Origin of the sequence: Runella defluvii (assembly GCF_014195535.1) — a bacterium.
Lineage (GTDB): Bacteria > Bacteroidota > Bacteroidia > Cytophagales > Spirosomataceae > Runella > Runella defluvii.
The window spans coordinates 285,945-307,391 of the sequence record NZ_JACIBY010000004.1; the positions used below are offsets into that span (position 1 = coordinate 285,945).

Consider the following 21,447-nt stretch of genomic DNA (forward strand, 5'->3'; position numbering starts at 1 on the left):
TTTAGTGTCGAGTGTAAAGTGTCGAATTTTAGTGTCGAGGTTAGAGTGCAGAGTGTCGAATTTTTTCAGTTTTGACTTTTTCTATTCGACATTCTATACTCTGCATTCGACAATTTTTAGTGTCGAGTGTAAAGTGTCGAATTTTAGTGTCGAGGTTAGAGTGCAGAGTGTCGAATTTTTTCAGTTTTGACTTTTTCTATTCGACATTCTACACTCTGCATTCGACAATTTTTAGTGTCGAGTGTAAAGTGCAGAGTGTCGAATTTTTTCAGTTTTGACTTTTTCTATTCTACATTCTACACTCTCCATTCGACAATTTTTAGTGTCGAGGTTAGAGTGCAGAGTGTCGAATTTTTTCAGTTTTGACTTTTTCTATTCGACATTCTACACTCTCCATTCGACATTTCATAAATGTCCCTCCGTCACTGACCAGCCTCCGTCAACGGCGAGGACTTGGCCTGTTGTAAAAAGAGCATAATCAGATAAAAAATAGAGAGCAGCGCCATCTAAATCAGCGGGTTGCCCGTTGCGGCCGCCGTCGAGGGGTTGTTTGGTTTTAATAAAATCCATGATGAGCGTGTTTTGAGAAGCACGCTGGCTCATGGGGGTTTCCACCAATGCGGGGGCAAGCACGTTGACGCGTATGTTGTCTTTGGCGTAATAGGCCGCAATGGATGTACTAAAGCCGATAATGGCTGATTTGGTCGCCGCATAAGCGTGGGTGGTAAAGTAGGTAGGCGAAGGTGAAAAACCGAGCACCGAACCCACATTCAGGATAGAACCACCCGTTTTTTGGGCTAAAAACTGACGTATCGCTGCTTGGTTGGAAAGCATGAGCGAGGTAAGGTTCAACTCAAACGTTTTGTTCCAACCCTCCAACGTAAGCTCGTGCAAGGGGCCATCGCCAAACTTTCGTCCACTTCCTCCAGCCACATGGTACAGTCCATCAAAGCGCCCGAAGGTATGAATCGCTTGGGCAATGGCGTGGGGAGCCGTACTTTCGTGCGTGGCATCAGCCGAAATGACCACCGCCGAAGGCCCCAATTGCCGTTGGGCTTCTGCACAGCTTTCGGGGTTACGACCAACGACGACCACTTGGGCGCCGTGCCGAACAAACGCACTCGCGGCCGAAAGCCCAATGCCCGTGGTACCGCCAATGACGACAATTGTTTTCTGGTCGAGCCATTTTTCCGTAACCATGCCTAATTTTGCGTTATTGTACTGTTAACTTATTATAAAGAGTTGAATGGTTAGTTTTCTAATCAAACATTCGTCGAAAACTTAAAAGAACTTGGTAACACAAACGCGATTTGAGGAGGAAGTGAGGGCTTTTTTGTCTTTTCAACAAGACCAAGAGCTACCCATTTTTGGGGAAAGGTTTTCCTGTCCAGTGCTTTATTATCCTGAACGTTTACTGGCGATTCACCTCATTTCGTTGGAAAAAACAAACCTACTTTTACCCGATACTTTTGTACAATTGAGCGATGCTTTGGCAGCGGAAGGCATCAAAGTAATTCATTTGTGGGAAGATGTGTGGTATTCCAAAAAAGCTGTGGTTCAGTCGAGGCTGCGGGCGGCGTTTGGTATTTCTCAACGCATTCCTGCCCGACTTACAAAGGTTCGCCGAATTGATAAACCTACCTTAGAGTGGTTTATGGACGTTCATCACTTGCAAGTTTCTACCAATGCGAAGTTTAAATACGGTCTTTTTTTGCCTAAAAATTACCAGCGCATTTTAAAAGATGACAGTCCTGCAACACCGTTTTTGACCCAACAAATGACGATTCAAGGAGAAGCTTTGGTGGCTGTGGCTTCGTTTAGCGGGGGAAAAAATATCCTAAGAGAAGGGAAAACGTTCCGCTCATTTGAGTTGATTCGTTTTGCCAATCATCTTGACTGCACGGTGGTAGGGGGATTGGATAAATTGCTGAAAGCTTTTGTGACCGAACTACAACCCGACGATATTATGACTTACGCCGACCGCGATTGGTCCGACGGTAGAAGTTACGAACGATTAGGTTTTGAACGAATGGGAGCGACACCTTCGCATACTTTTTGGGTCAATCCTGACACCTGGGAACGACACTATGCCGAGCGACTTTTGCCCGACGACATTGGAGTTCATTGGGTAAAAGTATATAACTCAGGGAATTGGAAGTTTTTGAAAAAAATGATTTGATATTTTTCTCGCAGATGTTCTGTGGGTAAAAAACTGTGCTAAATTTTTTATGCCAACGCATGGCCTTTGAGTGGGTTATTTAACGTATTTTTAGGTGTTTATCTAAACCCCTAGAATTCTCCTTTTTTGTTATGAAACGACTGCTACTCTTTTGCCTTGTACTGCTTCAATTTCAGGCCATTGCCCAGCTAAAGTTTGCCCGCTTATTTTCAAATCACGTGGTGCTTCAACGCCAAAAACCAATTCCTGTTTGGGGGTGGGCCAAGCCTAAGGAAAAAGTCACGGTGACGTTGGCTAACCAAAAACTTTTGGCTACAGCCGATGACGCAGGAAAATGGAGCGTAAAATTCAAACCCATGGAAGCAGGCGGCCCTCATCGGTTGGTGGCTACTACGCTGACGGGCAAAGCCGAAGTAGAGGATGTGTTGATGGGGGAGGTGTGGTTGTGCTCGGGGCAGTCAAACATGGAATGGCCCGTCAAACAAGCCGATAATTTTCGCCAAGAGAAGAAAAATGCCAATTTTCCCCAAATACGCCATTTTTACGTAGAACATAACGTAACGATGGACATTCAAACTGACCTTGCCTCGGGCGAGTGGAAGGTGAGTGACGAAGAAAACGTGGGCAATTTTACGGCTGTCGGGTTCTTTTTTGCCAGAGAATTAGCCCAAAAGCTGAACGTACCCATCGGCTTGCTTCATTCGTCGTGGGGAGGTTCGCAAATCGAAGGGTGGATTAGCAAAGAAGCCATGCAAACCAACGATGAACTGAAACCCTACGCCAATGCCCTCCCCAAAACGTGGGAAGAAGCCGATGCACAACTCGACCGCCAAACGCGCAAACAGTTGCTAGGCAGTGAGGCGGAGGTTACGATGGCGGATGAAAAAAAATATACCGAAGCGGGATACGATTTCTCGAAATGGCGCTCGGCGGGAAGTCCTTTGGGGGCGTGGGATTGGAAAGGAATTTGGATGTTTAGGGGCAAAGGGTTTATGGCCAAAACCATCGACATCCCTGAAGACATGGTAGGACAAACCACGACGTTGGGGTTGGGCATTCAAGATAGTTTCAACGAAATGTACATCAATGGCAAGCTGGTCTATGCAGGTATGATGCAAGGAGTCCGCAAAATAGCCCTTCCTGCCGATGCGTGGAAAGCTGGCGCCAATCGGCTTGTCATAAAATTTGGGAATATGGTTGAGCATCCGTGGTATGGTTTGGGGGTAAATGGCACGCCTGACGATTTGTTTGTTAGCTCCAAAACCGCCAAAGTAAGCATTGCTTCCGATTGGTATCTTTTGCCTTCTTTTGCCGAACCTCATACGTATAACCACAGTTGCAACAACGTCGGGACGACGATTTATAACGCCATGATTGCACCGCTCATTCCGTTTGGCATTCGGGGGGCACTTTGGTACCAAGGCGAGTCGAATGCGGGGCGGGCGTACCAATACCGACAGTCGTTTTCGTTGATGATTGATGATTGGCGGCAGCGGTGGGACGACGATTTCTCGTTTTATTTTGTACAATTATCAAGCTACGGTGGCTACCAAAACAGCAACAACGGAAGCAATTGGGCCGAGCTTCGTGAAGCACAAACCCTCGCACTTTCACTTCCCAAAACGGGTATGGCCGTAACGATTGACGTTGGAAACCCGAAAGATATTCACCCGACCAACAAACAAGATGTAGGCCACCGCCTGGCGCTTAATGCCTTGAAAATGGATTTTGGGCAAGATATTTTGCATACTGGACCCGTGTATGATTCGGTAAAGTTTGACGAAGACAAGGCCGTTGTTTCTTTCAAAAACGTGGGGGAAGGTCTGATGGTAAAAGATAAGTTTGGGTACGTCAAAGGCTTTGAGATTGCGGGAGAAGATAAAGTGTTTCATTATGCCAAAGCCGAAATCATCGGCGATAAAGTAGAGGTGTATCATCCCAAAGGTGTGAAACCTATTGCGGTGCGTTACGCTTGGGCTGACGCTCCCGAAGACGCCAATTTGTTCAACCTAGAAGGGCTCCCCGCAGGGCCTTTCCGCACCGACGATTGGAAAAGTAAAACCGAAGGGCAGAAATTTCAATGATAAACGCGGGGCGAACATACCGAAATTCGTTATTCGCCCCGCGTTATTCCAACAACCTCCGATGGTAATTGACCTGCCCCAAATGATAACCAAGGTGAGTCGCTAAGTGGATGAAAAAGTACTCAGTGGTGGTTTTGGTTTCCAACACAAGTTGCGGGTATTCGGCTTGATAGTCTTCGTCGGTGAGGGTAGCCAACGATGTTCTGATGACGTCAATGGTGGCGTCGATGTCGTTGATAATTGTTTCTCTGGCTACGTTTTTGGCGCTAAATTCCAACGGACGGTTGCGAACGTAGCCCGTTTTTCCAATTTCAGCTCCAATGTACGTATTGAGATTGCCAATGAGGTGCAGCGCCAAATTTCCCGCCGAATTTGAAATCTGCTCAGCGACTTTCCAGATATTTTCTTCGTTTTTGTAGGCCAAAAGCTCCGCCTTCAGTCGGCGTAAATCCCGCTCAAAAAGCGCTGTTAATGTTGTTGAAAGCATATCGGTATATGGTTTTGTGGTTTGGTCGGGTTTTGAGAAACCCTTTGCACGTTTTATAAGTCTTCACGGGGTTATAAGTAACCCCTGTTTCGGTTGTGAGCAACCGAAAACACACTTCGAGAGCAACCGAAAGCACATTTGGGCGTTTGCCCTTTGCCCCTTCCTACTTTCCACTTCACGGGGTTATAAGTAACCCCTGTTTCGGTTGTGAGCAACCGAAAACACACTTCGAGAGCAACCGAAAACACATTTGGGCGTTTGCCCCTTTGCCTCTTTGCTTTTTGCCCCTTTGCCTCTTGCTATCTTGCCCCTTGCTACTTTCCACTTCGTTTAAAATACACATAAGCACCGCCGCCTAAGGCCAAAAATACCAAACCTGCGATGGCTTGTTCGGGCTTTTCGATCAATGTATTGACTACCACAAACGCCGACATGGCCATAAAAACCAACGGTGTGATGGGGTAGGCCAACGTACTGTAATTGCGGGAAAGTTTACGCTTGCGAAAAGAAAAAATAGTAGCCGCCGTCAAGAAGAAAAAGGCCGTATCAACAAACACAACGTAAGTGATGAGGTTAGAGAACGTTTTCCAAAAGATAAGCAGCAAAATCGTCCAAAACGACTGAAAAATAATGGCCCAGAAAGGTGTTTGGAAACGGGGGTGAATTTGGGCAAATTGCTTAAAAAATAGCCCATCTTCGGCCATCGCAAAGTAAATACGGGGAGCGGTAAGAATATAAATGCCAATCGTGCCGAGTACCGAAAGTACAATGAGAAAAGAAATAAACTTCGCGCCTAAGCCCCACACGGTCGAAATAGCTTCCGAGGCGACGCCCGTTGACGCTGCTATTTTTTCGATGGGGAGGAGTTTAAGGTAGGCTACGTTGATGGTGACGTAGGCCAAACACACAATGCCGATGCCGAGCAACATCGCCCTGGGTACCACGCGGTCGGCGTCTTTTACTTCGGCCGCAATGAAGGTTGCGTGCTGATAGCCGCCGTACGAAAAAGAAACCCCAATAAGGGCCAGTCCAAACGACGAGACAAGGGGTAATTGGTAGGAATTGGTGGTCCAAGTAAAATCAAAAAGACTGAAGTCTTGAGTGGCCATCAAAAAACCAATAAAGACCACGATGGCAATACCGATAAGTTTGGCAGAGGTAAAAACCGACGCAAAAAAACTTCCCCATTTGACCCCCAGCACATTCATAATGGTCAGCAGCGTGATGGTCAGAACGGCCACAATGAGCTGCGAACTTTCTGAAATCGGAATGAGCTCATTAAGGTAAGAAGTAAACACCAACGAAAGGGCCGCCAACGACCCCGTATTGATGACCAGTAGCATCGACCAGCCGTATAAAAATGCAGGGAGGTCGCCAAACGCTTCCTTGAGAAAAACGTAAAACCCGCCTGCTTTTTGGAAGGAAGATGAAATTTCGGCGAAGGTAAGCGCCCCACAAAGTGCTACGAAGCCTCCCACTACCCAAACGCCCAACATCCAGCCTGTGGTGGGTAAATAACCCGCAATTTCGGACGGTGTACGAAAAACGCCCGAGCCTATACTCGACCCGACGGCAATCATGGTAAGACTAAAAAGTGTGATTTGTTTTTGTAGTTGTTGAGACATGGGTCTAAAGGTTTGTTTCGCTGCTTTTGACGCAGTCACTCATCTAAGGAATCATTGCTAAAAAACTACTATGAGACTCATTAAGGGGTTTTTAATTCAGAATTAATGACAAATTAATCTTTCAGCCGCAGTTTTGCCTCGAATCTTTTTAGACCAAAATGAGGCGTACACTGTTCATCGCAGCTTTTTTGCTGCCTTTTTATTGTTTTGCCCAAGACGCTCTTCGGCTTTCACTCAAGCAAGTCGATAGTCTTTTTTTACAAAATAATCTCATTCTTCTTTCGGAGCGATTTAGGATAGAAGCCAGCAAAGCAGCTGTCATTCAAGCCCGTTTGTGGGATAACCCGACCCTTTCTACGGAATGGAATGCCTATAATCCTGATAAAAAACGGGTGTTGGACGTGGCCAAAGGCGGACAAAAAATCGTGTCGATTGAGCAAGTGTTGCTAACGGCGGGTAAGCGTAGTAAACAAGTGGCCTTGGCCATCGAAAATGCCCAAATGACCGAATACGAATTTTTGGACTTGCTTCGTACGCTCAAATTTGAGTTGAGGAGCAGTTTTTTTGAAGTGTTTTTTCTTCAAAATACCCTCAATCGTTACCAGCTTCAAATCAATACGTTACAGACGACGGTCACTGCTTTTGAAGAACAGTACGAAAAAAACAACGTTTCCTTGCGGGAGTTACTTCGTCTCAAAGCCCTTCTATTTCAGCTTAATAACGACAAAACTGAACTTCTTTTTCAAATTGCGGAGAAGCAAAAAGGGTTGAAAACACTGCTCAATACCAACCTTCAGGTTGTGCCATTGGTGAACGAAGTGGAGCTGAATCGCTATTTCCTTAATAGCTATACGGTGACCGCGCTAAGTGAGTTGGCACTTCAAAACCGAGGCGATGTCAAAGTCGTGGAATCGCTCAAGCGGCAGGCTGAGTTAAACTATACGCTCCAGAAATCATTGGCGGTGCCAAACCTCCGTTTGGGGGCGGTGTATGACCAATCGGGCAGTTATGTGAATCATTATACGGGCATCACCCTTGGGGCTGATTTGCCTTTTTTCAATAAAAACCAAGGGAATATCAAAACGGCAAAAAGCCTGATTGAGTACCAAAAAGGAGTGCAAAGCCAGAAAACCAACGCAGTTTCTAACGAAGTAGCTGAGGCATTTCAGAAGGTGCGCTACGTCGAAAACATGGTGCAAAGTGTGGATAGTAAATTCACCGACCAATTTGAACAACTCAACAAAGGTGTCGTCGAAAACTTCCAAAAACGCAACCTTACGCTGCTCGAATTTATCGACCTCATCGAAACGTATAGTGAGAGCGTTAAGGAATTGAACCGCCTTAAAGCCGACCGAATAGGGGCATACGAAGAACTTAATTTTACTGTAGGACAAGAACTTTTCAACTAAGAAAAATGAATAAAGCTATCATAGGAGTACTGGTGCTGGTGGGTGCTGTTGTGCTCGTTTCGTGCGGAGAGAAAAAAGAAGCTACGGAAGAAAAAAAGGCATTTTCATTGTCGGATACGATGATGAAACGCATTGAGTTGGCCGATGCGGGCATAGCGCCTGTTCGTAGCGAACTGACACTGGTAGGAAAAATCAGTGCCGACGAAAACCGCGTCATTAAGGTCTATCCGTTGGTGGGTGGAAATGTGGAGTCGGCTACTGTCGAACTCGGCGATTATGTCCGTAAAGGCCAAGTGTTAGCCACAATTCGGTCGGGGGAAGTGGCTGATTTTGAGCGACAAATGATTCAGGCGCAGTCAGAAGTGTTGGTGGCAGAAAAAAACTTAAAAGCTGCTGAAGAATTGTTTGAAAGCAAACTCAACTCGCAACGGGAGGTCAATGTTGCCAAAAAAGAAGTTGAAAATGCCCAAGCAGAATTGAACCGCATCAAGGAAGTTTTTCGCATTTATGGCCTTGGAAAAAGTACGCATTACATCGTAAAAGCACCGATTGACGGTTTCGTGATTAGCAAAAATATCAACCCAGGAATGCAGCTTCGTTCCGACAATGCCGAGCAGATTTTTACTGTGGGTCAAATCAGCGAAGTGTGGGTAATGGCCAACGTAAACGAAAGCGATATTCCCAAAGTGAAGTTAGGGATGATGGCTGACATTCAGACGATTAGTTATAAAGATGAACTCTTTCATGGTAAAGTAGATAAAATCTACAATGTGCTTGATCCCGATACTAAAAGTATGAAAGTGCGCATCCGACTCGACAACAAAGGGTACAAACTCAAGCCCGAAATGCACGCCACGGTGTCGCTCAAGTTTGACGAAGGAGGGAGTATGATGGCCATTCCAGCCAGTGCAGTCATTTTTGACCGTAGTAAAAATTGGGTGATGGTGTTTAAGAGTCGCACCCAAATCGAAACCCGTGAAGTGACTGTTTACAAAATGCTAAACAACGTGGCTTATGTACAGGCAGGGCTGAAAGAAGGGGAGAAGGTTATTTCAAAAAATCAATTATTAGTGTACGACGCACTGAACGACTAAATTATGAATAAATTCATTCGAGGAATTGTAGGTTTTTCACTCAAAAACCGCTTTTTCGTCTTTTTTATGACGGGTATTTTGGTCATTTCAGGTGTGGTAAGTTATCTCAATACACCGCTTGAAGCATTTCCCGACGTAACCAATACGCAAATCATTGTAGTAACAGAATGGAACGGACGAAGCGCCGAAGAAATCGAGCGTTTTGTGACGGTACCAATCGAAGTTGCCATGAACTCCGTGCAGCGAAAAACCAACGTACGCAGTGTGACAATGTTTGGGCTGAGTATCATCAAAATCATTTTTGAAGACGACGTAGAAGACTTTTTTGCCCGACAACAGGTGAATAATCAACTCCGAACGGTATCGCTGCCCGACGGCGTTGACCCCGAAGTGCAGCCGCCTTACGGGCCTACGGGGGAAATTTTTCGCTATACGTTAGAAAGCAAAGACCGTGATAGCCGCGAGTTGTTGACCCTCCAAAATTGGGTGGTAGATCGTCAGCTCCGAAGTGTGCCAGGCGTAGCCGACGTGGTGGCGTTTGGGGGGCGCGAAAAAATGTACGAAATCCAAGTAAATCCTACGCAACTCGCCAAATACGACATTACGCCGCTCGAAGTCTATGAAGCCGTGACCAAAAGCAACGTCAACGTGGGGGGCGATGTGATTGAGAAAAACGGTCAGGCGTACGTGGTGCGCGGGATTGGGTTGCTCAATTCGATTCCCGACATTGAAAATATCATTGTCGAATACGTGGATGATAACCCTGTTTTGGTTAAAAACGTGGCCGACGTCAGAGAGTCGAACCTCCCTCGCGTGGGGCAAGTAGGCTTAAACGACAACGACGACGTGGTGGAGGGGATTGTGGTGCAGCGCAAAGGCGAAAACCCCAGCGAAGTGCTAACGCGGGTGAAGGAAAAAATTGAGGAATTGAATACCAAAATTCTGCCTCCTGACGTCAAAATGGTCACTTTTTACGACCGCGACAACCTCATTACGTACTGTACCAACACCGTACTGCATAACTTATTTGAGGGAATTATATTCGTTACGGTCATCGTGTTTTTGTTTATGGCCGACTGGCGTACCACCATCATTGTGTCCATTATCATCCCGTTGGCGCTGCTGTTTGCCTTTATGTGTTTGCGGCTCAAGGGAATGTCGGCCAACTTACTCTCGATGGGGGCGGTTGACTTTGGTATTATCATCGACGGTGCGGTGGTGATGGTGGAGGGAATGTTTGTGTCGCTCGACCACCTTGCCCACAAAAAAGGCATGGAGCGGTTTAATAAACTGGCCAAATTAGGGTTGATTAAGAAAACGGGCGGAGAGCTTGGGAAGGCTGTGTTTTTCTCCAAACTGATCATTATCACGGCCTTAATTCCCATTTTTAGCTTCCAAAAAGTAGAAGGGAAAATGTTTAGCCCGTTGGCCTATACCCTTGGCTTTGCGTTGTTGGGGGCGTTGCTTTACACCCTTACGCTGGTGCCCGTGTTGTGTTCGTTTTTATTACGGAAAAACGTTCGGGAGAAGAACAACCCAATTGTCAACTTCTTCGACCGTGTTGTTTCTAAAGGATTCGAGTGGTGTTACCGAAGCAAAAAAATGAGCGTTTTGGCGGCCATGATTTTCTTGGGAACGACCTTGTTTTCGGCAAAATGGCTCGGTACCGAGTTTTTACCCCAACTTAATGAAGGTGCACTGTGGGTAACGGCCGAGTTGCCCATGAGTTATTCGCAGAACGAAAGTGTGAAAATAGCGAAAGTCTTGCGCGAAAAAGTGGCCAAACACAAAGAAGTACGGCAGGTGCTTTCGCAAGAAGGGCGCTCCAACGACGGCACCGACCCCAACGGTTTTAACTTTCTCCAGTTTCAAGTCGATTTGAAGCCAAAAGAAGAGTTAGGAGGTAAAACAATTGACCAAATTATCGAAGAATTGAACGATGATTTGTCTGAAATACAAGGGATTACTTTTAATTATTCGCAGCCGATTATCGACAACGTCGCCGAAGCAGCTGCGGGGATAAAAGCCTCGAACGCCATCAAAATTTATGGCGATGATTTGGATAAATTGGATGAGTTGGCCGATGAGGTTTTAGGAAAGATAAAGGACGTTCCTGGCGTAAAAGACGCGGGTATCTTGCGCAATACGGGCCAGCCCGAAATGAGTGTGATTCTGCACGACCACAAAATGGCCATGTACGGCGTCAGCACTGCCGATGCCCAAGCGGTGATAGAAATGGCGATTGGCGGAAAAACGGGTTCTATTTTGTACGAAGGCGAGCGTAAGTTTGACATTCGTTTGCGTTACCAAGAACCGTATCGCCGAACCGAAGACGACATTCTTCGCTTGATGGTACCGACCTTGAAAGGCAACAAAATTCCGTTGAAAGAAATCGCTTCGCTGCGTAAAGTCACAGGGCCTGCGTTTGTCTATCGAGAAAATAATAAGCGGTTTATCGGCGTAAAATTCTCGGTACGTGAGCGCGATTTGGGAAGCACCATTGCCGAAGCCCAAAGCAAAGTTGCGCCCATCTTGAAAGCATTGCCCAAAGGGTACTCGATTGACTGGACGGGGGAGTTTGAAAACCAAGTGCGTGCGACTCACCGCCTTGGACAAGTAGTGCCGATTAGTATTGTGGCCATTTTTGTCCTTTTATTTATCACTTTTGGCAACGCCAAAGACGCGGGGCTCGTATTGGTCAATGTACCGTTTGCGTTGATTGGGGGAATTTTGGCCTTGCACGTTACGCACATGAACTTCGGTATTTCGGCGGGGGTTGGGTTCATTGCCTTGTTTGGGATTTGTGTCCAAAATGGGGTGATTCTGATTTCGGTATTTAGCAAAAATACCTCCGAACGAATGCCGCTCGACAAAGCGATTCGAGAAGGTGTAAAATCGAGGATTAGGCCCGTTGTGATGACGGCGATGATGGCGGCCATTGGGTTGCTACCAGCGGCGGTATCGACGGGGATTGGCTCCGAAACCCAGAAACCCCTGGCCATTGTGGTCATTGGTGGGCTCATCACCGCTACTGTTCTGACTTTGCTGATATTCCCGATTATTTATCGGTTTTTCTATCGACATCACGTACATACCATCAAAGATTTAGAATAATGAAACTCAAGACACGTTCAGGCTATATGCTCATTGGTTTGCTGTTAAGTAGCCTAGTTGCTTTTGCCCAAAACAGAACCGATTTTCAGGTATGGCCTGGCGTGTCTTTAGAATTGGATTTGCCTAAAAAGTGGCTAGTAACGGTGCAATACCGAAGCCGATTTATTGATAACGCAACTTATTACAAAGGCTCGTATCTGTTTGGTGCTGTGGAGTATGAGTTTAATAAACACTTGAAGGCCATCACTAACTACCGCCTGGCGCTGGTCGATGAAGGTGTGTATCATCGGTACTTTCTAGGAGTGTCGGCCAAGGCAAAAGTAGGTGACTTTACGTTGATGGTACGCCCCGCTATTCAGTACCAAAGCCAGCGTTTTACGGGCGATGATGAAATTCGGACGGATACCGATACCTACTTTCGTCCGCGTTTTACGGTTAAGTACAAACTGAATAAAAAATGGGATGTTTATACGTACTCGGAGCCGTTTTTTGCCATTACCAACAAGGGTACCAAAATTGATAACATTCAAAGTTCCATTGGCCTCAAGTACGAATACCTCAAAAACCAACGTCTGAATCCCTATTTCATTTGGCAACCCGATTATTCGCACAAAAAATACCAGCTGACCAACTACATTGCGGGATTAGACATGGAGTTTTCGCTCAAGCCGTTTAAATACTTCAAGAAAAAGAAAAAAGCAGCGGACAAAAAATCACCGTCGAAATCGCATCCTCAAGGCCAATGGCCACCCAATTAGGCAAAGTATCGCTACGCAACGGCGTTTTTATTGAGCGTGAGGTATTCAGACGGCGACACGTTGTACTTGGCTTTGAACGCCCTGGCAAAATAATTGGGGTTAGAAAACCCGACCGAATACGCGATTTGGGCTATTTTCATGTCGTTTTTTTGTAAAAGCGACAGCGCCTTTTTAAGCTTCAAAGACCTGACGTACTCGACGGGGCTTTCGCCCGTGATGTTCAACACCTTGGCGTATAGTGTACTTCGACTGACAAACATGGCTTTGCTCAATTCCTCAATCGAAAGGTTGGGGTTCTCGATGTTCTCTTCGACGTAGCGCGTAAATTTCAACAAAAACTTTTCGTCTTCCGATTCTACCTCTATTTCGGGCGTTTCTAGCTGAATGTGTTTGCTGTAGGTGTTTTTTAGCAAGCTGTTCAAACTGAGCAAGTTCTCGATTTTGATGCTCAACAAATGGAAGCTAAAGGGCTTGGTCAAATAGTCACTTGCTCCCGCTTCGAGCCCTTTTAGCTGCTCGTTTTCTTCCGACAAAACCGTCAGCATAATCACAGGAATGTGTTTGGTTCGGGTGTCATTTTTGATTTTTCGAACCATTTCCACCCCATCAACCCCTGGCATATTGACATCGCTAATGATGACCTGAGGGTGGTTGGCCAGCGCTTTTTGCCAACCTTGCCGTCCGTCAGATGCTTCGATAATTTTATATTTGGTTTTCAAACTTTGCACCAAATAGGCCCTCAAGTCGTCGTCGTCATCAACGATTAAAACAACGGGTTTCTCCAATTTTGGTGGCTCTTTTTTGGCAAAACTTTCTACCGAGTCCAGTTCTTCTTTGGGTAGGTGCAACGGGGTCGATTGCTCAAAAGTAATGGGAGTCAGCGGAAGGGTAATGATAAACGCACTACCAACGCCCTCTTCGCTTTCCACTTTGATGGCGCCTCCGTGAAGTTTAACAAATTCTTGGGCGATAGACAGCCCAATGCCACTGCCCTGATTGAGAATATCGGCGTGGTTGTTGGCCTGAAAAAAGCGCTCAAAAATCTTGTCTCGGATGTCGGCGGGTAGCCCAATGCCCGTATCCCGTAAAATCATTTTTACGCCCGCCTCGCCGTCGCCAGTGATTTGAAGACTTACGTTTCCGCCATCGTTCGTAAATTTGATGGCGTTGGAGAGTAGGTTAATCAGGATGCGTTCGAGTTTGTCCTTGTCGAATGACGTATTGTAATTGTTGAAGGCACTTACAAAATGTAAGGCAATGTTTTTTCTTACAGCGATGTACTTAAAAGCATCTACAATTTCCTGAATAAACGTCACCAAATCTCCTTCGGTTTTGTGCAGGGTAAGTTCATTGGCTTCAATTCTCCTGAAATCCAACAACTGATTGACCAAATTCAGTAATCTTTTGGCGTTTCGGCTGATTAAATTCAACATTTCGAGTTTTTCAGTACTGTTTTCCTGAAACATCAAATTTTCGATGGGATTCAAAACGAGCGTAAGCGGCGTTTTTAACTCGTGGCTTAGGTTGGTTAAGAACTTGATTTTGATTTTCTCAAGCTCCATTTTTTGTTCGGCGTCGTGGCGTTCTTTTTCAATCAAATGCTTCATTTCTAGGCGTTCTTGCTTTCGCATGAAGTCATTTTTTAGCTTTTGAATGGAGCTTCTTCTAATAGCCCAAATCGCAAGGAGTGTCAGCAGAAAATAGCAAAAATAGGCGTAGTAAGTACTCCAAAAAGGCGGCTTTACGGTGATATTGATGATTTTTTCGGGCGTTTCCCACGAGCCATCTTCGCTGTGGGCTTTGAGCCTAAAGACGTACTCTCCTGGATCTAAATTGGTATAAACAGCGGTGTTTTTGGTACCAACTTCGTTCCATTCTTTGTCAAATCCATCAAGTTTGTACGAATACCTGTTTTCGTGCGGGACGGTATAATTTAAGGCAATAAAATCGAGGGAAAAGTTTTGTTTATAGCTCAAAACCATCTCTTTGGCCGTTAGAATAGGCTCCGTTATTTCGGCGTTTTCAGTCGCATTTACGTGCTTATTATTGATTTTTAAGACCGTTGTGACCAAAGGAGGAGTATTTTTTCTCTGAAAAATATCGGCAGATTTGAAGTAATTGAAGCCGTTGAGTCCTCCAAAAAACAACGTTTTATCGGCCGTGATAAAACCAGAGCCAATATTGAAAGTGCTTTGTTGGATGCCGTTGTAAGGCGTGAAATTTTTAAATATTTTTTTTGCGATATCAAAAGAGCTGATTCCCTTGTTGGTACTGACCCAGAGTTTCCCTTTTTCGTCTTCTACAATTTTATAAATAACATCATTTGACAACGAAAAACTTTCGTCGAATCGCTCAAACGATTTAGTATCAGGTTTGTATAAACACAGTCCGCCGCCCAAACAGCCCACCCATACCCTGCCCATTTTGTCGCAGTGAATGGTCTGAACTCGGTCGATTGGAAGGCCGCTGTTGCCATAATTGAGCACTTGAAAACGATTTTCAAGGGGAAAGAAAACGGCAATCCCCGTTCCGTTTGACCCAAACCAAACGTTGCCCGATTTGTCTTGTTCGATGGCAGTGACGAAGTTATTGAGGGGAAATTTGGTGCCCGAAAGCCCGAAAATCTTTTCATGGCCTTCTATTTGACGCGTAGCAGGGTCGTAGCGAACCACCCCAATCCCGTTGGTACCCATCCAGACTTTGCCGTCGTTAGCGGTTTTAAAACAATTGACTGGTACATCTTTGGTATCGCTATTACTTCTTGAAACATGAAAGTACGTAGAAGCGCCCGTGGCGAGATTCACATTGTACAAACCACCTTGGTACGTGCCTACCCAGAGGGTGTTTCCACTTGTTTCGAGGGCAATCACAGACGATACATTGGCCTGTTGCTGGGCTAATCTAAAGGGTTTAATTTGCCCCGTTTTTCGGTTGAAAATATTGATTCCCGTTCCTTCCGTTCCGATAAAAATATCGCCCGAAGGGCTTTCAGCAAAGCACATGACCGAGCTGCCCGTTAGTCCGTTGGGGTCAAATTGTTTAAAAGGTTTATGATTAAAAAAGGCGAGATTGGTGTCGTATTTATTGATTCCGCCTTGGTAAATGGACACCCAATAGATGCCAGTATCGTCAATATAAACATCCCGCACCGACCGCCCCACGATACTTGGGGTAAAACTTGATTGTTCGATAAAGGTACTTTTTACGCGGGTTACGTTGCCCGTTTTGGGGTTTAGAATGTCGAGGTTACTTTCGGTGCCTACCCAGAGTTGTCCTTCTTTGTCGAACGCCACTTTGTGGATGTGGTTATTGGAAAGGGTATTGGCATCGTTGGCATCTGATTTGTAAGTGGTAAAACTATTTTTTGACCCCTTCATCACATTCAGCCCATCTTTGGTGGTACCTACCCATAGTTGCCCATTTTTATCTTCCGTAATGCAGGTAATAAGATTGCCCGAAATGGCATCGGGGCGGTTTGGGTCGCTGAGAAATCGGGTGAATTGGTCGTTTTTGTGGGTATAAAGGTGCAGCCCATTGTCGGTGCCCACCCACATGGCGTGGCGGCTGTCCTCAAAAATACACCTGATAATGTTTGAATTTAGCTTGGTGCGCTTGGTAGGGTCGGCTTTTAAAGCCTTGATGGTTTTGGTATCGGGGTCAAAAATAAAAAGTCCAGCGTAGGTGCCTACCCATATTTTGCCAGTGTGGTCGGCACATAGGCTGATAATCCAACCTAATTTTGAAAAATCATAATTGATGAAAGAATCGAGATTAAGGTTATAAACCGACAGGGTGATGTTGGTGGCCAACCAGATTTTACCCGCTTTGTCTTGGGTCATTGCCACGACGGGCCCGCGGCCAATGCTCGTACTGTCGCGGTCGTTGTGGTGATAGGCAACGAAGTTTTGGCCATCAAACCGATTGAGCCCATCCTCCGTTCCGAACCACATAAAGCCATGTTTGTCTTTGAGAATGGCATTGACGGAATTGGACGTTAGGCCATTTTTACTACTAAAATTAATGAATTTATACTCCTTCTGTTGCCCACGTAGCAAGTGGACAAGGCCCAAAAAGACGAATAAAAGGAAAAGCTTCTTCATGTTCATACCTAATGAAAGCAATCCCCCATCATTTTTTACATGTGGGGGATTGAAAAAGACGTCGTACTTTGACGATTACTTCATATTGGCCTTAACCGATTCCGCCACTTGCGAATAGGCTAATTTTCTCACGTATTGTTGGGTCCAAAGTCCTACGGGATCGTCGGCCCTCCAGCTTGAACTGGCGGGACTATCCAACGGACTCCAAATGGTGATACCGTAGCGTTGGGCGGCTGGGATAATCTCAAAGTACTTATCAATCACGTACTTGTACATTTCGGCTTGTGCCTTGTAATGTTCTTGAGTGGCTGCCGCCGTTTTTACGCCCGCCATACCAATATCTAATTCCGAAATTTTAATCAATTTGCCCGTACCAGCCAATAGCTTAAACATCTCCGTAATCTTGGTTTTGTCCGAGTTGATGTCGATGTGCATTTGGGTTCCGATACCGTCCACTTTTGCCCCTTTACTTTCGATGTACTTCACATACTCGATGATTCCTTTGCACTTATCCAAATTGTACTCTAGGTTGTAATCGTTAATGAAAAGAATATCGGTAGGATTGCCGTATTTTCTTGCCAATTGAAAGGCCGTTACGGCATAATCTTTACCCATGTAATCTTGCCAATAAAATTCGTCACCTTTGAGGGTTTTACCTACGCCCGTTTTTAATTCAAATGGTTTGCCGTCGTCCATTGGTTCATTTACCACATCCCACGCTTTTACGTAAGGTTTGGCTACAGTCATCATGCCCGACATCCATTTATCCAAAGCGCTGGTAATGAGTGTTTTCTTTAGTTCAGGTGTTTTTTCCTTTGTCTGAACACTTCCAGTTGCATTGTACTTTGTCAAAGAGAGGTTATCGAAATAATAATTCGTGGCCGTTTTGCCAAGATTAAAAGCAATGGCGCCACAGGTAGCCATGTCAGCGGTAACGGTAATCTCTTTGGTATAAGTCGTCCAAGTAGGCGTAGCGGCAATCGTTCCAAAAAAGTCCCAGTGTTTGTACGCACCGGGCGTCACGTGGGCTTGCGTTGGGTAAGAGGTGGCCACATCGGCCTTCACGTCCATTTTGAGGATGTATTTTTCTCCCAACACGGCCGCAGGAGCAAATCGTACGAAAAATTGCGCTTCCCAGTCGTTGGCGCGCACGCTGGCATTGGTGATTTTCAAAGCCCTACCCACTCCGTTGGCACCTTGGCCAGCGGCAGTGTAGGATATAACGGCATTGGCGTTACTCTGGAAATTAGTGGCGGCGTCGGTTTCAAAATCAGCGCCAGTGATTAAATCCCAACCTGGCCCCGTTGATGACAGAATATCAGGGGCAATGACACTCTTCAAATAAGTCGCATTTTGGTTGGCGTGCCAGCAGAGCGTATGTCCATAGACCGATGTTCCTGCGGCTTTGGCGGTTTCCAACAGTTTGCCCACGTTGTCGAGGGCTAAATTACCGTTTGACTGCACAACAGCCCCGTGTTTCATTTCGTAGCCAAGGACAATTTCATCGAAATTTTTATTAGCCAACCGATACATCACGTTTTTGTTGTTGTAATCGGCCAAAGAAAGGGCAACTCCCAACTTAAAATTTGGATGGGCACTGCGGTTGATGTAGGATTTTAATGCGGGATAAGCATCAATATTCTCCTGAATTGCCACACTTTCGGGCTTGTTGACGTTGAATTCAACGGGCTCAAAAGTGGTACATGAGGCTGCTACACAGGTGGTAACTCCCAGTACGAGTTTATGTATTTTTTTCATAAGATTACTGTTCTAATGGGCTCAAAAGTTATTTTGCCACGGGTGTAAAAGTTTCCAATGCCACCGTGCGGTCGCGCATCACGAGGGTGTCGGTGGTGGCTACTTTCATACCTGCCATGGTAATTTCATATTTGAGGTACAATGCATCGCGGTCTTTGCTACCCCAGCTGTTTTTTTCGCCTTTTTTGACAAAAGTGCCGCTTCCACTTGCGGTATAGCTGGTCGAGGCCGACGTAATGGTGCATTTGTTTTCTCCCTCAAATCGCATCAAGAGCGTAACATTGACGTTTTTGCCGTCTTTGTCTTTGATGACCACAGGAAATTCAAGCTCACTCATCGACTTGGTTGAGAGCTTATTTACTTCGTCTTTTTCAACAAACTGCGCGTGGCGAACGATGGTCTGGTTTACGCTTCCCGTCACAACGTCCGTGCCGCGTCGGAGGTAGTTGCCATGCCAAGGGTTGACGTATTTGATGGCATACAAAACAAAATTCTTGGTGCGAAGAATAGAGTCCGCATCGGTTTGGGTGATTTTCAACGGAATAACGTAGGTGTTTTTGATGGATTTTGGGTCAGCAAAAAACGCATCGGTTAGCTGCACGTCCACCCCGCCTGACAATGCTCCTTTTGGAATAATAATTTGATCGGAAGCCAACGTGAAATAGTTGGCTGGCATGGCAAGAATTTCGTCTTTGCCCGCCCCAAACAATAGCCCATTTTTTAGCAAGGAGTTGTCAACCGCTATTTTGACCGATATGTTTTTTCGGCTTTCATAAACACCACCAGTTGCCGCAAAAATTTGGCATTTACGCTGGTTGTCTAAGTCGGTATTGACGTAGGTGTCTTCGCCAAAAGTGATGGTTCGTACGGGATATTGGTAGGCAAAATAGACGTTTTGGAATTTGTAATCAGGAAAAATCTTTTCCTGATTACAAGAGGCAAGCCCAGCGGTGAACAGTACCAGTATTAAAACAAATCTCTTCATAAATTTAAAAATTTTGTCAATGATAAAAGAATCGTTGATGATTAGTTCCAGCCTTCGTTTTGTTCAAGTGCGGAGTATTTCAAGATTTCTGAGTACGGAACGGGGCCGTATTTCATGTGGGTTTTAAACACTCGGTCTTGGACGGCGGGCAAGATGGTATAAACACCATTTTGAATGCTTACGCCCTTGGCGGGTTCGGTAAGCTGGAGGTTCCAACGGCGCAAATCCCAGAATCTAAACCCTTCAAAACAAAGCTCAAGGCGGCGTTCATCCCGAATCAGCTGACGCATGGTTTCTTTGCTGGCTTTGGCACTTTCCAAATAAGGGTCGTTGTTGGTAAGACCGATGCCCGCTCTTCTACGAATCGCTCGGATGACATCGTAGGCCGAGTAGGTGTTGGCACCTGTACCCGTAGGGCCAAAGGCTTCGTTGGCGGCTTCGGCGTAGGCCAAGGCGATTTCGGTGTAGCGAATGTGCGGTTTGTAGTGGCGTTGGTTGCTGGCAGAAGTAGGGTTTAGGTTGACATCCTGACGAAGCAGTTTGCGTAAATAATACCCCGTTCTGGTGGAGGTTTCTACCCGATTGAGGGCGTCGTTGGTGGTGCCGTTCGCTGTGGTGTTAATGGCCGTGTTGTTGACGCCCGCCGTTGCTCCATTGACCAAAATAAACATTCTCAAACGAGGGTCGCGGTTGGTGTAAGGGTCGGCAGGGTTATAGCCACTGAGGGGGTTGCTAATGGGGTAGCCGTTGAGCATCGGGAACGCATCTACCAAATTTTGGGTAGGGTTGATGCGCCCGTTGCCGAATAGAGTAGGAGGGAAATTGGCTTGTTCTAAATCTCTGTTTTCACCCCAGTTGTTGCGCCAGATGATTTCTGGTGGATTTGCTCCGTCTTTTAGGTTGCCGATTTCGGTGGTATTCGAGTACCAAGTGAGACCGCTGGCGGCGGCGCTTGGAATGGCACTGAGGCCACCGCTCAGGTTTAATACTGCCGCTGCGGCATTGGCTGCGTCTGTCCATTTGATGGCATTCCCATTGTTGAAAGCAGGGCTTGCGGCCAACAAAGCGGTTTGTGCTCTTACGGCTTTGGCGATGCGTCCCGTAAACAAACCACTGAAGGTAACGCCAAAGGCACGGTTGTACTGTTCGAGCGTTACTTTGCCGTACTTGGCGGGTATCTGTGCTTCTTGTCCCAACGTAATGTCGCGATAATCAAGTGGAAGCTTAATGTCAGCACTGTCCAAATCCTGATAAATTTGCTTGAGACAATCTTCAAAAGAAGCCCGTGGCAAGTTGTAATTATCGCTGGTGGTTTGCACTTTGGTCAAAATGGGAACACCAAGCATTTGCCCACCCACACCTTTGCCTGCGTGTGTTTGCAAGAGATGATACATCAGCAACGCACGGAGTCCGTAGGCTTCTCCCTTGATTCGGGTCGAAAACAACTTATTTGCCACGGGGTCGGTTACCCATTGTACCTTATCGACTTCCCCGAGGGTGATGTTGAGGTATTGAATACCCGCAAAGCAGTTAGTCCATTGGTTGGCGGGGTTGTTGTTGGCCGTCCATTGTCCCGTTGCCATTTTCAGGTACGCGTTGTTTTGGTCATTACTAACGGCATCGTCGGTAGCAACGTCATTGAACGACCACGAGTTGGTAGGAATCCTGTTGTAGCCATTGAGCAAAATACCAAATGGAAATCTCGAATCACTTGGTAAGTACGCACTGGCGTCTAGTTGCCTATTATTCTCAATGGCAGGTTCTAGAAGGTCTTGGCATCCTGTCAATAAAACAGTTGCACAAACCAGTAACTTTCCTATTCCTTTATTGATACAGAACATAGTGTAACAGTCA

13 protein-coding genes are annotated in these 21,447 nt (G+C 46.0%); 6 read left to right on the forward strand and 7 right to left on the reverse strand.

What is annotated here, in order from left to right; translation table 11 throughout:
* Positions 1-405: 405 nt before the first annotated feature.
* Positions 406-1,200, reverse strand: a complete 795-nt coding sequence (locus tag FHS57_RS11510) for an SDR family NAD(P)-dependent oxidoreductase (protein ID WP_183973675.1) — start codon at positions 1,198-1,200, stop codon at positions 406-408.
* 91 nt (positions 1,201-1,291) lie between these two features.
* Between FHS57_RS11510 and FHS57_RS11515 the strand changes: the two genes are divergently transcribed.
* On the forward strand, positions 1,292-2,179 hold the full coding sequence (locus FHS57_RS11515) for a hypothetical protein (protein WP_183973677.1): 888 nt from the start codon (positions 1,292-1,294) through the stop codon (positions 2,177-2,179).
* A 131-nt stretch (positions 2,180-2,310) separates the two neighbouring features.
* A complete protein-coding gene (locus tag FHS57_RS11520) occupies positions 2,311-4,263 on the forward strand; it encodes a sialate O-acetylesterase (protein WP_183973678.1) in 1,953 nt (650 codons plus the stop codon).
* A gap of 43 nt (positions 4,264-4,306) precedes the next feature.
* Here the strand turns inward: FHS57_RS11520 and FHS57_RS11525 are convergent, their stop codons facing one another.
* Together FHS57_RS11525 and FHS57_RS11530 are read right to left on the reverse strand one after the other, a co-directional pair.
* The gene (locus FHS57_RS11525) at positions 4,307-4,750 is read right to left on the reverse strand and encodes a DUF1572 family protein (RefSeq protein WP_183973680.1); all 444 of its coding nucleotides are present in this window, start codon (positions 4,748-4,750) and stop codon (positions 4,307-4,309) included.
* A gap of 314 nt (positions 4,751-5,064) precedes the next feature.
* Positions 5,065-6,375, reverse strand: coding sequence for an APC family permease (locus tag FHS57_RS11530; protein WP_183973682.1), 1,311 nt, complete (start codon positions 6,373-6,375; stop codon positions 5,065-5,067).
* Between the two features lie 158 nt (positions 6,376-6,533).
* On the opposite strand from FHS57_RS11530, the gene FHS57_RS11535 reads away from it, so the two are divergent.
* Genes FHS57_RS11535 through FHS57_RS11550 form a run of 4 tightly spaced genes read left to right on the forward strand, consistent with a single transcriptional unit; the run spans position 6,534 to position 12,750 of the window.
* Positions 6,534-7,784, forward strand: coding sequence for a TolC family protein (locus tag FHS57_RS11535; protein ID WP_183973684.1), 1,251 nt, complete (start codon positions 6,534-6,536; stop codon positions 7,782-7,784).
* 5 nt (positions 7,785-7,789) lie between these two features.
* The gene (locus FHS57_RS11540; RefSeq protein ID WP_183973686.1) at positions 7,790-8,878 is read left to right on the forward strand and encodes an efflux RND transporter periplasmic adaptor subunit; all 1,089 of its coding nucleotides are present in this window, start codon (positions 7,790-7,792) and stop codon (positions 8,876-8,878) included.
* A 3-nt stretch (positions 8,879-8,881) separates the two neighbouring features.
* A complete protein-coding gene (locus FHS57_RS11545) occupies positions 8,882-11,992 on the forward strand; it encodes an efflux RND transporter permease subunit (protein ID WP_183973688.1) in 3,111 nt (1,036 codons plus the stop codon).
* Positions 11,992-12,750: a DUF2490 domain-containing protein gene (locus FHS57_RS11550; protein ID WP_183973690.1), complete on the forward strand. Its 759-nt coding sequence runs from the start codon at positions 11,992-11,994 to the stop codon at positions 12,748-12,750. The genes FHS57_RS11545 and FHS57_RS11550 overlap by 1 nt, the downstream gene beginning before the upstream one ends.
* A gap of 11 nt (positions 12,751-12,761) precedes the next feature.
* On the opposite strand, the gene FHS57_RS11555 is transcribed toward FHS57_RS11550, so the two are convergent.
* The 4 genes from FHS57_RS11555 to FHS57_RS11570 all read right to left on the reverse strand — a co-directional run bounded on the left by FHS57_RS11555 (position 12,762) and on the right by FHS57_RS11570 (position 21,434).
* On the reverse strand, positions 12,762-16,850 hold the full coding sequence (locus tag FHS57_RS11555) for a hybrid sensor histidine kinase/response regulator transcription factor (protein ID WP_183973692.1): 4,089 nt from the start codon (positions 16,848-16,850) through the stop codon (positions 12,762-12,764).
* A gap of 75 nt (positions 16,851-16,925) precedes the next feature.
* The gene (locus tag FHS57_RS11560; protein WP_183973694.1) at positions 16,926-18,608 is read right to left on the reverse strand and encodes an endo-1,4-beta-xylanase; all 1,683 of its coding nucleotides are present in this window, start codon (positions 18,606-18,608) and stop codon (positions 16,926-16,928) included.
* 28 nt (positions 18,609-18,636) lie between these two features.
* Positions 18,637-19,593 carry a DUF5627 domain-containing protein gene (locus FHS57_RS11565; RefSeq protein ID WP_183973696.1) on the reverse strand — a complete coding sequence of 319 codons (957 nt, stop codon included), beginning with the start codon at positions 19,591-19,593 and terminating at the stop codon, positions 18,637-18,639.
* Between the two features lie 41 nt (positions 19,594-19,634).
* Positions 19,635-21,434, reverse strand: coding sequence for a RagB/SusD family nutrient uptake outer membrane protein (locus FHS57_RS11570; protein ID WP_183973698.1), 1,800 nt, complete (start codon positions 21,432-21,434; stop codon positions 19,635-19,637).
* Between the last annotated feature and the right edge of the window lie 13 nt (positions 21,435-21,447).